This is a genomic window from Thermoactinomyces sp. DSM 45892 (genome assembly GCF_900107305.1).
Taxonomy (GTDB): Bacteria; Bacillota; Bacilli; order Thermoactinomycetales; family Thermoactinomycetaceae; genus Baia.
This window is the reverse complement of sequence record NZ_FNPL01000010.1, coordinates 50,902-66,673: the sequence shown is the minus strand read 5'-3', so window position 1 is coordinate 66,673 and position 15,772 is coordinate 50,902. Positions and strand designations below refer to the sequence as shown.

Annotated in this window: 15 protein-coding genes and 1 other annotated feature; all 15 genes read left to right on the top strand. The window is 44.0% G+C overall.

Annotated elements, in window-relative coordinates; all coding sequences use genetic code 11:
- Positions 1–5: 5 nt before the first annotated feature.
- The 15 genes from BLU58_RS09620 (at position 6) to BLU58_RS09550 (ending at position 15,758) form a co-directional block, all read left to right on the top strand.
- Positions 6–1,085, top strand: a complete 1,080-nt coding sequence (locus tag BLU58_RS09620; RefSeq protein ID WP_093292000.1) for a protein arginine kinase — start codon at positions 6–8, stop codon at positions 1,083–1,085.
- 16 nt (positions 1,086–1,101) lie between these two features.
- A complete protein-coding gene (locus BLU58_RS09615; protein ID WP_093291999.1) occupies positions 1,102–3,561 on the top strand; it encodes an ATP-dependent Clp protease ATP-binding subunit in 2,460 nt (819 codons plus the stop codon).
- 109 nt (positions 3,562–3,670) lie between these two features.
- Complete coding sequence (radA, locus tag BLU58_RS09610; RefSeq protein ID WP_093292057.1) at positions 3,671–5,044, top strand: DNA repair protein RadA; 1,374 nt, start codon at positions 3,671–3,673, stop codon at positions 5,042–5,044.
- A 7-nt stretch (positions 5,045–5,051) separates the two neighbouring features.
- Positions 5,052–6,125 (top strand): DNA integrity scanning diadenylate cyclase DisA, encoded by a 1,074-nt coding sequence (gene disA, locus BLU58_RS09605; protein WP_093291998.1) that lies wholly within the window; start codon positions 5,052–5,054, stop codon positions 6,123–6,125.
- Positions 6,126–6,208: 83 nt separating this feature from the next.
- Positions 6,209–6,922, top strand: a complete 714-nt coding sequence (gene pssA / locus BLU58_RS09600) for a CDP-diacylglycerol--serine O-phosphatidyltransferase (protein ID WP_093291997.1) — start codon at positions 6,209–6,211, stop codon at positions 6,920–6,922.
- 236 nt (positions 6,923–7,158) lie between these two features.
- Positions 7,159–7,644, top strand: a complete 486-nt coding sequence (locus BLU58_RS09595) for a CarD family transcriptional regulator (protein ID WP_093291996.1) — start codon at positions 7,159–7,161, stop codon at positions 7,642–7,644.
- Positions 7,645–7,750: 106 nt separating this feature from the next.
- Positions 7,751–8,845 carry a PIN/TRAM domain-containing protein gene (locus BLU58_RS09590; protein WP_093291995.1) on the top strand — a complete coding sequence of 365 codons (1,095 nt, stop codon included), beginning with the start codon at positions 7,751–7,753 and terminating at the stop codon, positions 8,843–8,845.
- An 80-nt stretch (positions 8,846–8,925) separates the two neighbouring features.
- Entirely contained in the window at positions 8,926–9,615 is a 690-nt protein-coding gene (gene ispD, locus BLU58_RS09585) for a 2-C-methyl-D-erythritol 4-phosphate cytidylyltransferase (RefSeq protein WP_176786594.1), read from the top strand.
- On the top strand, positions 9,612–10,088 hold the full coding sequence (ispF, locus tag BLU58_RS09580) for a 2-C-methyl-D-erythritol 2,4-cyclodiphosphate synthase (protein WP_093291993.1): 477 nt from the start codon (positions 9,612–9,614) through the stop codon (positions 10,086–10,088). Before ispD ends, ispF begins: the two co-directional genes overlap by 4 nt.
- Before the next feature lie 79 nt (positions 10,089–10,167).
- A complete protein-coding gene (gene gltX, locus BLU58_RS09575) occupies positions 10,168–11,628 on the top strand; it encodes a glutamate--tRNA ligase (RefSeq protein WP_093291992.1) in 1,461 nt (486 codons plus the stop codon).
- Between the two features lie 29 nt (positions 11,629–11,657).
- Positions 11,658–11,900: a binding site (T-box leader), on the top strand.
- A 77-nt stretch (positions 11,901–11,977) separates the two neighbouring features.
- Positions 11,978–12,706 (top strand): serine O-acetyltransferase, encoded by a 729-nt coding sequence (gene cysE / locus BLU58_RS09570; RefSeq protein WP_369813735.1) that lies wholly within the window; start codon positions 11,978–11,980, stop codon positions 12,704–12,706.
- Positions 12,675–14,072, top strand: a complete 1,398-nt coding sequence (gene cysS, locus BLU58_RS09565) for a cysteine--tRNA ligase (RefSeq protein WP_093291990.1) — start codon at positions 12,675–12,677, stop codon at positions 14,070–14,072. The genes cysE and cysS overlap by 32 nt, the downstream gene beginning before the upstream one ends.
- Positions 14,057–14,488: a Mini-ribonuclease 3 gene (locus BLU58_RS09560; RefSeq protein WP_369813728.1), complete on the top strand. Its 432-nt coding sequence runs from the start codon at positions 14,057–14,059 to the stop codon at positions 14,486–14,488. Before cysS ends, BLU58_RS09560 begins: the two co-directional genes overlap by 16 nt.
- Positions 14,489–14,500: 12 nt before the next feature.
- Positions 14,501–15,241, top strand: coding sequence for a 23S rRNA (guanosine(2251)-2'-O)-methyltransferase RlmB (gene rlmB, locus BLU58_RS09555; RefSeq protein WP_255404668.1), 741 nt, complete (start codon positions 14,501–14,503; stop codon positions 15,239–15,241).
- A 19-nt stretch (positions 15,242–15,260) separates the two neighbouring features.
- Positions 15,261–15,758: an NYN domain-containing protein gene (locus BLU58_RS09550; RefSeq protein WP_176786593.1), complete on the top strand. Its 498-nt coding sequence runs from the start codon at positions 15,261–15,263 to the stop codon at positions 15,756–15,758.
- The last annotated feature ends 14 nt before the right edge of the window (positions 15,759–15,772 follow it).

Genomic DNA, 15,772 nt, shown 5'->3' with positions numbered 1-15,772 from the left:
ACCTGATGTCATTAGAAAACTTTATCCAACGTGCAACGAGTGAATGGATGAAAGTGAAGGGGCCTCAATCTGACATTGTTTTTAGTAGTCGGGTGAGGATCGCTAGAAATCTAACCGAACTTCCATTTCCGATGATGGCGGGCACGTCTCAAGGAGAAAAAGTAGTTAAAACGATTGAAAAGGCTTGGAAAAAAATAAAGAAGCACCAACCTATTTTGCAATCTGCTGAACTGATTCGTATGGAAAACTTGACGGATTTAGAGAAGCGGGTTTTGGTGGAAAAACATCTAATTAGCCCGAGTCTGGCTGAGGAGTCTAGGCATGGAGCGGCGATTATCAGCCAAGATGAATCACTCTCGATTATGATTAACGAGGAAGACCATTTGCGTATCCAGGTGTTATATCCAGGATTGCAACTTGAAAAAGCGTGGGAACTAGCGAGTAGTATTGATAATTTACTAGAAAAAGAACTTTCCTTTGCCTTTGACGATCAAGTTGGATATATGACGAATTGTCCGACCAATGTAGGTACAGGGATTCGGGCATCGGTCATGGTTCACTTACCGGCACTTGCGATGACACAACAGTTAAACCGCCTGATACCAGCTATTATGCAAGTAGGTTTAGCAGTTCGAGGGATCTACGGCGAAGGTAGTGAAGCATTGGGACAATTGTATCAAGTGTCTAATCAAGTCACGTTAGGCCAATCAGAGGAAGAGATTATTGAGAATTTAGTTGGAGTCGTGCTACAGATGATCGAGCATGAGCAATCGGCTCGGAATAGGCTTACCAGTATTTCGATTATTCAACTAGAGGATCGTGTATATCGCTCGCTCGGGATTTTAGCCTACTCACGGATCATGGACTCTAAAGAGGCGATGAAGCGATTGTCTGATGTGCGACTAGGGATTGATTTAGGCATGATTCAAGATGTTGGCTCTAATGTCATGAATGAGTTAATGGTGATGATTCAACCAGGTTTTTTACAACAATATGCAGGAGAGCGCTTGAATCCCGAAGAACGTGATATTCAGAGGGCTGATTTCATTCGAGAACGTCTACGTATGGAAAAACAAACAGACTAAAAAGAGGTGTTAGCTTATGATGTTTGGTCGATTAACAGAACGAGCGCAAAAAGTATTGGCACTAGCTCAAGACGAAGCAGTACGGCTAGGTCATAGCAACATTGGTACGGAGCATATCTTACTTGGTTTGCTACGTGAGGGAGAGGGAATCGCAGCAAAAGCTCTAGTTGCTTTAGGACTGGGACTCGAGAAGATTCAAAAGGAAGTGGAGAATCTAATCGGTAGAGGGACAAATCAACCTACCAATATTGCTTATACTCCTCGTGCCAAAAAAGTGATTGAGCTATCCATGGATGAAGCAAGAAAGTTAGGCCATACCTATGTGGGGACAGAACATATTCTCCTTGGTTTGATCCGGGAAGGGGAAGGGGTAGCCGCAAGGGTACTAAATAATTTGGGTGTAAGTTTAAATAAAGCACGTCAACAAGTTCTACAGCTTTTGGGGAGTAATGAATCAGTTGGTGGGGGAGGTCATGTGGCGAGTGTCAATACACCTACCTTAGATGGACTTGCGCGTGATCTTACAGCTATTGCCCGGGATGGACATCTAGACCCTGTAATTGGTAGGGGGAAAGAAATTGAACGCGTAGTCCAAGTTTTATCACGTCGTACGAAAAACAATCCTGTGCTTATAGGGGAACCTGGTGTTGGGAAAACAGCAGTAGCAGAAGGCTTGGCTCAGCGAATAGTGGCTGGAGAAATTCCGGAAACACTCCGAGGAAAACGAGTTATGACACTAGATATGGGTACGGTTGTGGCAGGTACCAAGTATCGCGGTGAATTTGAGGATCGTTTGAAGAAGATTATGGACGAAATTCGCCAAGCAGGGAATATTATCCTGTTTATTGATGAATTGCATACGTTGATTGGTGCTGGCGGAGCGGAAGGAGCAATTGATGCTTCCAATATTTTAAAACCAGCTCTGGCCCGTGGCGAGTTGCAATGTATTGGTGCAACCACTTTAGATGAGTACCGGAAATATATCGAAAAGGATGCGGCATTAGAGCGTCGTTTCCAACCGATTACAGTGGATGAACCTACAGCGGAAGAAGCGGTTTTAATCTTAAAAGGACTGCGCGATCGCTATGAAGCTCACCATCGTGTCAAGATTACAGATGAAGCGATTGAGCAAGCTGTGAAGCTTTCGGATCGTTATATTACAGATCGTTATCTACCTGATAAAGCGATTGATCTTGTTGACGAGGCCGCTTCGAAGGTACGTCTATCCTCTTATACCGTTCCGCCTGATTTAAAAGAGCTAGAGAAGAAGATGATAGATGTAAAGAAAGAAAAAGACGCCGCTGTTCAGAGTCAAGAGTTTGAAAAAGCAGCTTCCCTCCGTGATCGTGAGCAGAAACTTCGTGAAGAGTTAGAATCGACCCGTAATCGCTGGAAGCAGGACCAAGGTCGATCAGACTCGGAAGTAACGGGGAATGATATTGCTCATATCGTGGCGAGCTGGACAGGGATTCCGGTCGTCAAGTTGGCCGAGGAAGAATCGGCTCGTTTGCTAAATATGGAATCGATCCTGCATAATCGTGTGATTGGTCAAGAGGAAGCCGTGAAGTCAGTTGCCCGTGCGATTCGCCGAGCTCGTGCTGGATTGAAAGATCCTAAGCGTCCCATCGGTTCCTTTATCTTCCTTGGACCTACTGGGGTAGGGAAAACAGAATTGGCTCGCGCGCTCGCAGAATCAATGTTTGGTGATGAAAATGCAATGATTCGGATCGATATGTCGGAGTATATGGAGAAGCATACTACTAGCCGTTTGGTTGGATCTCCACCGGGATATGTAGGGTATGACGAAGGTGGTCAACTAACCGAAAAAGTACGCCGGAAACCGTACTCAGTTGTACTTTTTGATGAGATTGAAAAAGCCCATCCAGAAGTATTCAATGTCTTGTTGCAGGTGTTAGAAGATGGTCGGCTTACGGATGGAAAAGGTCGTACAGTAGACTTCCGTAATACCGTTATTATTATGACTTCAAATGTCGGAGCCTCTACGATTAAAAACACCCGCTTAGGGTTTGCGACTGGTGATACGAGCAAAGACGAGTATGAACAAATGAAGAATAACGTCATGGAACAGTTGAAGAAAAGCTTCCGTCCAGAGTTCTTAAACCGGATTGATGATTTGATTGTGTTCCATTCTCTCAAAGAAGAACATCTTCAAGAGATCGTAAGCTTGATGGCAGAAGAGCTTCGCGGCCGTTTGAAGGAGCAAGAGATCGATTTTACTCTTTCACAAGCAGCAAAAAGTTACCTTGCAAAAGAAGGATTTGATCCACAGTACGGCGCTCGTCCACTCCGTCGTGCGATCCAAAAGCATATCGAAGATCGTTTATCGGAAGAGTTGCTTCGTGGTCATATCGGGCGAGGGGATACGGTCCAAATTGATTTGAAAGATGGGGCCTTAGTTGTGGAAAAAGGAACCATTAAATCAGCAGCTAAGTCAACCAAGTCTAAACAATCTTAAACGATTAGAACAGCCTTGAGGGATTGGGGCTGTTCTTTTTTTCTAACCGATGAATGCCTTATTTGCTATAATGAGGGATGAATTCCATTTGAGCTTTGAGGTGAATCCTTTGGCAAAAGTTAAGACTCGATTTATTTGTCAAGAGTGCGGTTATGAGTCAGCAAAGTGGATGGGGCGCTGCCCGGGATGTGAAGAGTGGAACTCGATGGTGGAGGAGCGCGAAAATACTTCTCTGCGGATTCCTGGGACGAATATCAAACCAAAAGCGAAGCGTGAGAAGGCCTCGCGAATTACTCAAGTGGAAAAATTATCTACTGATCGTACGGACACCGGTATGCGAGAATTAAATCGCGTACTTGGAGGAGGACTTGTTCCAGGTTCGCTGATCTTAGTCGGGGGAGATCCTGGGATTGGGAAATCGACTCTCTTACTACAATCCACGTATCGATTAGCGCGATCGGGTACTTCCATCCTGTATGTCACAGGTGAGGAATCCCTTGAACAAATTCGTATGCGGGCTGAGCGTTTGAATTCATTACACGAAGAATTATATGTGGCTTCCGAGACGGATCTTACAGCGATTGAAGAATTAATAGGGGAAACGAATCCCAAGCTTGTTGTGATCGATTCCATTCAAACGATGTATCATCCAGAAGTAACTTCTGCTCCTGGAAGTGTGGCTCAAGTACGTGAATGTACAGGACAACTCATGCGCTGGGCGAAGGAACAAGGTGTGGCCATTATCATTGTGGGTCATGTTACGAAATCAGGAGCTATTGCAGGCCCGCGGATGTTGGAACACATGGTGGATTGCGTTCTGTACTTTGAGGGAGAGCGCCATCATACATATAGGGTACTCCGGGCTGTTAAAAACCGTTTTGGTTCTACCAATGAGATCGGTGTATTTGAAATGAAAGAGCTTGGATTAGAGGAAATTGATAACCCATCTGAAGTGTTTTTAGCAGGGAGGCCCGTGGGGGTTCCGGGTACAGCCGTTACAGCAAGCGTAGAGGGAACTAGACCTGTTTTGGTGGAATTACAAGCATTAGTAACACCTACGAGTTTTGCTACTCCGAAACGTTCAGCCTCCGGCATCGATCATCAGCGTTTGACGATGATTATGGCTGTTCTTGAAAAAAGAATTGGTATGTTTTTGCAGAATCAAGACGCGTTTGTAAACGTGGTGGGGGGTGTTCGCTTAGATGAACCTGCGGTGGACTTAGCGATTGCCGTAGCGCTGGCATCTAGTTTCCGTGATCGACCTACCGGAGTGAGTGAATTATTTATTGGAGAAGTAGGACTTACAGGTGAAGTTCGGGCAGTATCTAGAATCGAACAACGGGTAGCAGAGGCTGTTAATTTGGGCTTCGAAAAGGTAATACTACCAAGTAAGAACTTACGAGGTCTAACATCACCTTCGGGTGTCCAGCTAATTGGTGTCAATAGTGTGACGGAGGCTTTAAAAGAAGCGATGGGGGGGTAGACAATCATTGAGTAAAGAATTTGATTCGATTTTAAGTGGGGCACTAAAACTACTTGCCCCGGGAACTGCCTTTCGAGAAGGATTAGACAATGTGCTAGGTGCTAAGACAGGGGCACTGATTGTAGTGGGATATGATGATTCTGTAAAGGAGCTGGTGGATGGTGGATTCCATATAGATAGCCCTTTTACTGCTGCACATCTGTATGAACTATGTAAAATGGATGGTGCGATTATTTTAAGCAGTGATGTGAAGCGGATTCATTATGCAAATGCACAGCTAGTTCCCAGTTCTTCGATGCCTTCTACAGAGACGGGAATTCGTCATCGAACGGCGCAACGAACGGCGAGACAGACGGGTAAGCTTGTCGTATCTATCTCCCAGCGCCGTAATACCATTACTGTTTATAAAGGTAGTGTTCGATATGCCTTGAGAGATATTCGTGTGATCTTGACAAAAGCAAATCAAGCGATACAAACATTAGAAAAATATAAATCAGTGCTAGATCAAGCTACAACTAATTTAAGTGCGCTTGAGTTTGAAGAGTTGGTCACACTAAATGACGTAGCTCTGGTGATCCAACGGATTGAGATGGTTCTCAGGATCAAACGAGAGATTCAGAGCTATATCAATGAGTTAGGATCGGAAGGCCGGCTGATCCATATGCAACTAGAAGAGTTGGTTTCCCATGTGGAAGAAGAAGCAGAATGGTTGATCAAAGACTATGCCAAAGACCCCGTTATCCAAACGCCAACGAGGGTGTTTGAGGATTTAAAGCACCTGTCGAGCGATGACTTGTTAGAACAAATCCATATTGTACGGATTCTAGGCTATCCAGGTAACACCAATCTTCAAGAAGGAACGGTTGCACCTAGAGGATATCGGATTTTAAACAAAATCCCTAGACTGCCATGCAGTATTATCCAGAAACTTACATTTCGTTTTGGGAAATTACCTAAAATTATGATGGCAACAATCGATGAATTGGATGATGTGGAAGGAATTGGAGATGTTCGAGCAAGGGCGATTCAAGAAGGCTTGCGGAGGATACAAGAACAGGTCTTTATTGACAGACATATCTAAATACCTTACAATGAAACATTATACAAATGAACGAAAATGAAAAGGTCCTGTATAGGGACTTAATCTAATAGGGGGTTCCCTGTATGTTTACAAAATCATTACCTAACTGTTTGACCGTTGGGAACTTATTCCTCGGTATCATGGCGATTTTGTTGGCGATTCATGAAGAGAAATATTGGGAATATGCCGCCATCATGGTCATTATTGGGATGTTGTTAGACGGTTTGGATGGTCGGGTAGCTCGTATGCTAAATGCACAAAGTGAATTCGGAAAGCAATTGGACTCATTATCAGATCTTATTACATTCGGTGTTGCTCCTGCTGTTATTATGTATGTATCCGTTCTACAACCTATGGGCTTCGGAGGCTGGGTTGTAACTGCGATTTTCCCTATTTGCGGAGCATTGCGCCTTGCTCGATTTAACGTTCATCCTGGAGCACCAGGCTACTTTATTGGACTTCCGATTACTGCGGCGGGTGGAATTTTAGCTACATTGGCGCTCTATAAGACGTATGTAGATAGCCCAGTGATTTTGTTGGTTGCTACCTTATTCCTGTCTTATCTGATGGTAAGTCAGATCCGTTATCCGGCTTTCAAGAAAACAACGATTCCAAAAAGTGTTTATTGGATTGCTCCCCTCTTTTTGATTGCCGTTGGAATAGCAGCTATCTATTACCCGAAAGAGCTTCCAAAGGTGATCTTTATTCCGTTAGGTATCTATGCATTATACGGTGTTAAGAAGACACTTGAACGGAAAAAACGTACGGAAGAGCATGATGAACCAGTTGAAGAATAAATAGTATTGACAAAGAAACAACTCATACTAGGATGGTTTGGGTTGTTTCTCTTTGTCTAGAGGGGTTCTATTAGATATATTGAATTCTCATTTATTTTTGACAATCTATTTATTATGCAAAAAGATATTGACTCCCATAAAAGTTATGTGCTAAGATATTCGTTTTAAAATCCGTTGACAGTTTCTTTCAGTTGTGATATCTTGGAAATAGATATTGTCTCTGGGGGTGGATCTATTTGTTCAATATTGGTGACAAGGTGGTTTACCCGATGCACGGCGCTGGGATTATTGAATCCATTGAAGAGCGCGAGATCTTAGGGGAGCGTAAACAATACTATGTGATGCGTATGCCAATTGGAGATCTGAAAGTGATGGTTCCTTTGCAGAGTATCAATAGTATCGGTTTGCGTGAGGTTGTCGACGAAAGTACGGTAGATAAAGTATTAGATCGTATGAAAAATTTCGAAGAAGAAGAAACAACCAGCTGGAACCGCCGTTTTCGTGCCAATATGGACAAGATGAAAAGCGGAGACATCTATGAAGTTGCGGAAGTTGTTCGTTCCTTGATGTTTCGTGATGAGGAGAAAGGACTTTCCACAGGTGAGAAAAAAATGCTAGACAATGCAAGACAAATTTTAATTAGCGAGTTAGCACTGGCTAGGGATTTACAAGCCGAACAGGTTTTTGAACTTATTGATGACATTATTTCATCCCACACATAGCTTACATTTTCATCCTTATTTTTTTATGAAGGTCCAATAGGTTTGTATTTCATTAATTTGTCTATACTGAATACTAGATTTGATGTGAGAGGGGAGGTGAAGCCCCATGATGAATCGTTTTGTACAATTAGCATTCACACTCCTAGGAGCATCCGCGGGTTGGGTACTCGGTCCGAAGTTTTTTCGGGTGCTTCAAGAATCTCCTCTGAATTTTGGAGAAGTTCCGTTTTCAGGTTATGTTGGTGCTTTTATTGGGGCTGCACTCTTATTTGTAGTAGCGATTCGTGTTTCAGAAAGTGTTATTAGCTGGATTAAGTGGTTTGAAGAACACCTTGTAAAGATTCCAGCGGCGGATGGATTATTTGGTGTATTTGGCTTAATTATGGGTCTTCTTATTGCGTTTTTAATTCAACAACCAATTTCTGAGCTTTCAATCCCAGGAGTTGAACGAGTTTTACCGATTATTGTATCGATTTTGTTTGGGTATCTTGGTTTTAGTGTCGGCTATAAGAAAAAGGATGAGCTTATTACGATCATTACGTTTGGCCGGCAAGGAAGAGAGAAACAAGCTAAAAAAGAGAATCAAGATATCGTGGAACACAAAATTTTGGATACCAGCGTCATTATCGATGGACGGATCGCTGATATATGTCGGACGGGCTTTCTAGATGGAACGATCGTCATTCCTAGTTTCATTCTGGAAGAGCTGCAACACATTGCGGATTCCTCTGATGTACTGAAGAGAAACCGTGGTCGTCGGGGACTTGATATCCTCAATAAGATCCAAAAAGAGCTTAATATGAAAGTATTAATCTATGAAGGTGATTTTGAGGATGTTACGGAAGTGGATAGCAAATTAGTGAAGTTGGCTAAAGTACTATCAGGTAAAGTGGTAACCAATGATTTTAACTTGAACAAAGTATGCGAGCTACAAGGTGTTAGCGTACTAAATATCAATGACTTAGCTAATGCAGTAAAACCAGTTGTGTTGCCAGGTGAAGAGATTAACGTTCAAGTGATTAAAGACGGAAAAGAACATGGCCAAGGAGTCGCCTATCTAGATGATGGAACGATGATTGTCATCGAGGGTGGCCGGGAGTATATAGGGGATCATATTGATGTCCTTGTAACGAGTGTACTCCAAACTTCGGCAGGCAGAATGATTTTTGCTAAGCCCAAACTCCTAGAGCGTGCGTTATAATAAGAAATAAACAATAGCCCGTATGGTGTCTTCGGATGCCAACGGGCACTGTTTTATTTATATAAGAGGAGAAATAGATCATGAGTGTTGGAGTGGTCATTCCTGCTGCTGGCCAAGGAAAGCGTATGGGTAGCAAGGTTAGTAAACCGTTTCTCTTACTAGATGGACAACCTATTTTGGTTCACACGCTTCGACTTTTTGAGACGCATCCTCAGGTGGATGAGATCATTTTGGTCATGAAAAAAGAAGAGGTACGTGGAACAGAAGAAATGCTTAGGCCATATGGATTTGCTAAGGTGAAGGCGATTGTGGAAGGCGGAAGAGAAAGACAAGAAAGTGTGTATAAGGGATTGCAATACTGCCAAAGTGATTGGGTTTTTATTCACGATGCTGTGCGTCCGTTTGTCACCCATGAAGCCCTAGATCGCTTGATAAAAGAGGTAAAAGCGACTAAGGCAGTGATCTTAGGAGTGCCGGTAAAAGATACGATTAAACAGATAAATAGTGATGGCTGGGTAACGAATACTCCGGCGCGTAGTGAATTGATCTCGGTACAGACACCGCAAGGATTTAGTAGGGATTTAATTATACAAGCTCATCAAAAAGCCCTTGAGTACCCAGAATGGGCGACGGATGATTCGATGTTGATCGAGCAATTAGGATTTCCCGTTAAAGTAGTAGAGGGTGAATATAATAATATTAAAATCACGACTCCTGAAGACCTTGTGCTTGCCGAGAAAATATGGGAGATTAGGAGAGTAGAAGTATGATTCGGATTGGACAAGGCTTTGATGTGCATCAGTTGGCAGAAGGATACCCTCTTATTTTAGGGGGAGTTCAGATTCCGTACGAAAAGGGCCTGGTTGGTCACTCTGATGCAGATGTGTTATTACATACGATTACAGATGCTATTTTAGGTGCAGTTGCTTTAGGTGATATAGGAAAGCATTTTCCTGATACAGATCCGGCTTATAAAGGTGCAGATAGTGCTGAGTTATTGACTCATGTATGGGAATTGGTGAAGGCGAAGGGTTATCGGCTGGGAAATGTAGATGCAACGATCATTGCACAGAGGCCGAAGATGGCTCCTCATATTCCGTCTATGCAAAGGCGTATTGCAGAGTTGCTTGAGTCGGAGTTGGAGCAGGTGAATGTGAAGGCGACTACGACGGAGCGGTTAGGGTTTGCTGGTCGTGGTGAAGGGATTGCCTCAATGGCGGTTGTGTTGCTTGAGAAGAGGTAGTTTAGATAGTGATCTAGGCCTGAGCGGATTCTATAAAACGAAATTAACTGATTAATTTACTATGAGGAGAGAAAAATCTATGACAGTTCGTACTCGATACGCACCAAGCCCTACTGGTTACCTACATATCGGCGGAGCACGTACCGCCTTATTTAGCTACTTATTCGCCAAAAAGAATGGCGGACAATTTATCCTACGAATCGAGGATACGGATACAGAGCGTAATATAGAAGGCGCAGATCTAGAGCAAATGAACGGCTTAGAATGGCTAGGTGTCATTGCGGATGAGTCGACGGAAAAGGGCGGACCACATGAGCCGTATCGTTGTATGCAACGTCTTGATTTCTATACAGACTATGCGAATCGACTGGTAGCAGAGGGGAAAGCTTACTATAGCTATGCAAACCAAGCTGAGTTAGAACAAGAGCGTGAAGAGCAATTGGCCCGTGGTGAGGCGCCGAAGTTTAGCGGTTGGGATCGTCATCTGAGTGAGGAGCAAATTACGGCATATCAAGCAGAGGGACGTGTGCCTAGTATTCGTTTGGCTGTTCCGCAAGATCAAACGCTAGCATTTTCTGATTACGTGCGTGGTGATGTCGAGTTTGATTCCAATGGAATTGGTGATTTTATCATCGTTCGTCCAGATGGTCGTCCTACTTACAATTTCGCAGTTGTGATTGATGATGCGCTTATGAACATCACCCATGTAATCCGTGGGGAGGAACATATTTCGAATACGCCTCGTCAGCTATGTGTCGCTCAGGCGCTCGGATTTGAAGCACCGAAGTTTGCCCATATCCCATTGATTCTTAATCATGAAGGGAAAAAAATGAGTAAGCGTGATGAGTCGATCGTCCAATTTATTAGCCAATATCGTGATCTTGGTTACCTACCGGAAGCAATTGTGAACTTCTTGGCCTTACTGGGATGGTCTCCTGAAGGGGAAGAAGAGATTTTTTCGCTGGAAGAATTAACGGACCTCTTCTCCTTAGAGAGAGTATCGAAGTCACCTGCAACATTTGATACAGCTAAGTTGAAGTGGATGAATAACTATTATATTAAGAAATCAAGCCTAGAACGGATTACGGATCTTGCCATACCTTATTTAGAGAAGGCAGGCAAAATTTCATCCACTCTTGACCCGGAGCAAAAGAAATGGATCACACGGTTAGTAGGTCTTTATCAGGAGCAGATGGATGAGATTTCTCAAATCGTGGAGCTATCAGATATCTTCTTCCGTCAAGATGTCCATTACTCTTCAGAAGCGGAGCAGGTTCTGGCTGAGGAGTCTGTGCTGACGGTTATTTCAAGCTATGTGGCGGAAGTTCAAGCTCAAGACGATTTAGACGCTGCGACTGTTAAATCGATGTTTAAAGCAGTGCAAAAAGAGACTGGCTTTAAAGGGAAGCAGCTCTTTATGCCAGTGCGTGCGGTCATTTCTGGAGAGACACACGGCCCAGATTTGACTGAAACGATTTTACTCCTAGGGAAAGACATTGTTGTAAAACGTTTACAAAGCTTCGTTGACAAACGTTCCTAGAATCGGAGAGAATAGAGTTAAATTCATACGGCTTTGCGATGATTGGGAAAAGTATAGATGATCGTTGTTTTTCAGAGAGAGGTCGAACGGTGAGACGGCCTTAGCGATGTCATCTAGAAGTGCCCCCAAGAGCTAATTTCTCCAACGGATGGTGTTGATTCACCTATCTTAGTAGGGAGGTTCGGTATCCTACCGTTATCGGGATTTAAGGGGAATCCACTTTTGTTAGGTGGGTTCAAACAGAGTGGAACCGCGGGCAAACCGTCTCTGTAGCAGATGTGCTATGGAGATGGTTTTTTGTTTTATTCGGCAGATGAGGGGAGAAGGTTGTATGTCATGGTTGAGTAAAATGGGCACGCTTCGGAGAACGATCCAAGCGGATATCCAAGCCGTCTTTGATCGAGATCCAGCGGCAAGAAATACGATTGAAGTCATCTTCACGTATGCAGGGTTACATGCGATTTGGGCTCATCGGGTAGCGCATTGGTTTTATAAGAAGGGCTGGTGCCTTGTCGCCCGCTTGATTTCACAGAGTAATCGGTTCCACACAGGTATCGAAATCCATCCAGGTGCCAAAATAGGGATTGGTTGCTTTATTGACCACGGGATGGGTGTGGTGATCGGGGAAACGTGCGAGATTGGTAACTATGTAACCATTTATCAAGGGGTTACATTAGGGGGTACTGGGAAAGAAAAAGGAAAACGTCATCCTACGATTGACGACCATGTACTCATTGCATCAGGTGCGAAAGTGTTAGGATCGATCCGAGTGGGGCGTTGCGCTCGCATTGGAGCGGGGTCTGTCGTGTTAAGAGAGGTACCTGCTAACTCCACTGTTGTGGGTGTTCCTGGACGGATTGTGGTACAGGATGGAGTGCGTGTTCAAACCGATCTCGACCAAGTAAATCTCCCGGATCCAGTAGCTGAGATGTTTCGCGGCTTGCAGGGAGAGATCGCGCTACTAAAACAGGAGATAGAACACTTAAAACAAGAACAAAATGGACAAATGAAGCTGATACCAGAAGGACAACAAGGAGGTAACCACCATGACAATCAAACTGTTCAATACACTGACTAGACAAAAAGAAACTCTTACCACCTTAGAGAAAAATAGGATCAATATGTATGTTTGCGGTCCAACTGTTTATAGTTATATTCATATCGGGAATGCTCGTTGCTTTGTATTTTTTGATGTGGTGAGACGTTTTTTGGAGCACCAGGGTTATGAGGTAAACTACGTACAAAACTTTACCGATGTGGATGATCGCCTGATCAATGCATCGATTGAGACAGGGCTTTCGGTTCCAGAGATTGCGGAGCGATACATCGAAGCGTACTTTGAGGATATGGATGCTCTGGGAGTAAAAAGGGCAACCACCCATCCGAGGGCGACTGAAAACATCCAAGAGATGCTTGAATTTATTCAGGATTTGATTGGAAAAGGATATGCTTATGAAAAAAACGGCGATGTCTACTTCCGTTCCTTAAAGAAAGAAGGATACGGGTGCCTATCGCATCACTCGCTAGAAGACTTGAAATCGGGTGCTCGCGTAGAGGTAAATGATTTAAAAGAGAGTCCGCTTGATTTTGCACTATGGAAAGCTGCGAAGCCAGGTGAGATTAGCTGGGAGACTCCGTGGGGACCGGGGCGTCCGGGTTGGCATATCGAATGTTCGGCTATGGCACGCAGATATCTTGGAGATACTTTGGATATACATGCTGGGGGGATCGATCTTTGCTTTCCGCACCATGAAAATGAAATTGCCCAGAGTGAAGCGATGACGGGTGAGACGTTTGTTCGTTATTGGTTGCATAATGAATTTATCAATATGAACAATGTAAAGATGTCCAAGTCGGTTGGGAATGTGATGAGTGTAGTGGAATTACGCAAGCATTTCGAGCCACTTGCTCTGCGTTATTTCCTGCTATCAACTCATTATCGGAACCCGATGAATTTTACGGAAGATACGCTCAGACAAGCGGATGAGAGTGTAAAGCGTATCCAGACAGCCTATGAAAATCTACAGCATCGCATCCAAGCTGCACAGTCGGGAGAAGTGGATGGAAGCATTGTGTCACAAGTAGAGGGTTTAACTAGTCGATTTATTGCAGAGATGAGCGATGATTTTAACTCAGCCAATGCGATTACGGTCGTGTTTGATTGTGTCAGACTGGCGAATGATCTGGTATCTCGAGAAGTAATCACCCAAGAAACGGGTAAACGGGTAATCAACTGGTTCGAAACGTTTGCTGGAAGTATTTTAGGTTTGATTCATCAGAATGGGACGTTTTTGGAAGATGAAATCGAATCGCTTATTGAAGAGCGACAACAAGCTAGAAAAAATCGCGACTTTGCCTTAGCGGATGCGATTCGAAATCAATTAATGGAGCAGGGGATTGTATTAGAAGATACTCCCCAAGGTGTGCGATGGAAGAGAAAATAAATTCGTATTTACTGGGGATGGGGGAAACCGACTTGCCTAGGCCCCCTTCTCAAATCCATCCCCTATTACAAGCATATATAGGGGATTCCGTGTATGAAGTATATGTACGTTACCACCTTCTTGCTATTGGGGTGGTCAAGCCTCACGAATTACAACAAAGAGCGGTCCAATATGTATCAGCGGTGGCACAAGCAAAAGCAAGTCGTATCATTGAAGGTGAATTGACAGAGGAAGAAGCGGATGTGCTCCGCCGAGGGCGTAATGCCAAATCAGGTAGCGTGGCGAAAAGCGCTTCCGTGACACAGTATCGCTATAGTACAGGTTTGGAATCCTTGATTGGATATCTGTATCTATCAGGCAGACAAGAGAGACTTGAGCAATTGATGAAACAAATTATAGCAGCGTGTGAATGCTAGGAGGAGATCAACATGGGGACAGATTGGATCATCGGAAGACAAGCATTATCAGAGACGCTTAGCTCGGGGCGACATATCGAGAAGGTGTTTGTAGCGGAGGGAGTTCAGAAAAAGACCATTGCCGACATTCTTAAACAATTAGAGGATCAAAAGATTTCGTACCAATGGGTGCCTCGTTCGAAGTTAGATCAACTAGCGGATGGAGGAAACCATCAAGGAATAGCAGCCCAGATCGCGGCTTATGAATATAGCACAGTAAATCGGATCTTAAAGCGCGCCCAGAAGAAAGGAGAGAAGCCGTTTTTACTCTTGCTAGACGGGATTGAAGATCCACATAATCTAGGCTCGATTCTTCGTTCGGCAGATGCAGCAGGTGTCCATGGTGTCGTGATTCCAAAACGGCGTGCAGTCGGTCTGACTTCGGTCGTGGCAAAAACCTCTGCGGGGGCTATTGAATATGTACCAGTGGCACAAGTTACCAATTTAAACCGGGTTGCAGACGAGCTTAAAAAAGAAGGTATTTGGTTGGTAGGAACAGATGGATCTGCAAAGCAATCCTACAATCAGGTGAATTTTGATATGCCGGTTGCGCTCGTCATTGGCAATGAGGGCCAAGGGATAAGCCAGTTAATGAAGAAAAAGTGCGACTTCCTAGTGCGACTTCCGATGAAGGGGCGTGTTGCTTCTCTCAATGCATCTGTGGCTGCGGGGATTTGTATGTACCAAGTGGCACTCGGACGAGATAATGGCTAGCAGGCGGGAGGAATGGCTGGTGGTCGATGGCTATAATGTGATCGGCCTTCAGTCAAACATTCAGCGGAAGGAAAGACGACTAGAGGAGCAACGAAATCAGTTAATTAGTAAACTATCTGAGTATCAGGCGATGACAGGTCGTAAAGTATATGTAGTATTCGATGCTCACCAGACTCACGGAGCGCGTGTACAAAAAATACAGGAAAAGGTGGAAGTGGTCTTTACATGTAAGGATGAGACGGCAGATGAATATATTGAGCAATTTGTAAGAAAAAGTAAAAATCCACATCGTAGAATATATGTTGCCACCTCTGATTATCTGGAACAACGAATGGTATTTGGCCAAGGGGCGTATCGGGTTTCTTCAAGGGAACTGTTGGAGCAGATCCGAAGTGCAAGAGTTCAATTAGGGGAGGATTTGCGCTCTCAAGAGTCAACAAGTCCGAAAAATAAGCTAGGGGATTATCTACCTACTCATTTGCAGAAAGAATTCGAAAAGTTGAGAAGGAAAAAATAGGTGGAAAATTGACG

Coding starts and splice junctions, on each gene's coding strand:
- cysE (WP_369813735.1), top strand. CDS start 11,978: ATGGGCACGCTTCGGAGAACGATCCAAGCGGATATCCAAGCCGTCTTT.
- BLU58_RS09560 (WP_369813728.1), top strand. CDS start 14,057: ATGGAAGAGAAAATAAATTCGTATTTACTGGGGATGGGGGAAACCGAC.
- cysS (WP_093291990.1), top strand. CDS start 12,675: ATGACAATCAAACTGTTCAATACACTGACTAGACAAAAAGAAACTCTT.
- rlmB (WP_255404668.1), top strand. CDS start 14,501: ATGGGGACAGATTGGATCATCGGAAGACAAGCATTATCAGAGACGCTT.
- gltX (WP_093291992.1), top strand. CDS start 10,168: ATGACAGTTCGTACTCGATACGCACCAAGCCCTACTGGTTACCTACAT.
- ispD (WP_176786594.1), top strand. CDS start 8,926: ATGAGTGTTGGAGTGGTCATTCCTGCTGCTGGCCAAGGAAAGCGTATG.
- BLU58_RS09590 (WP_093291995.1), top strand. CDS start 7,751: ATGATGAATCGTTTTGTACAATTAGCATTCACACTCCTAGGAGCATCC.
- BLU58_RS09615 (WP_093291999.1), top strand. CDS start 1,102: ATGATGTTTGGTCGATTAACAGAACGAGCGCAAAAAGTATTGGCACTA.
- BLU58_RS09620 (WP_093292000.1), top strand. CDS start 6: ATGTCATTAGAAAACTTTATCCAACGTGCAACGAGTGAATGGATGAAA.
- ispF (WP_093291993.1), top strand. CDS start 9,612: ATGATTCGGATTGGACAAGGCTTTGATGTGCATCAGTTGGCAGAAGGA.
- pssA (WP_093291997.1), top strand. CDS start 6,209: ATGTTTACAAAATCATTACCTAACTGTTTGACCGTTGGGAACTTATTC.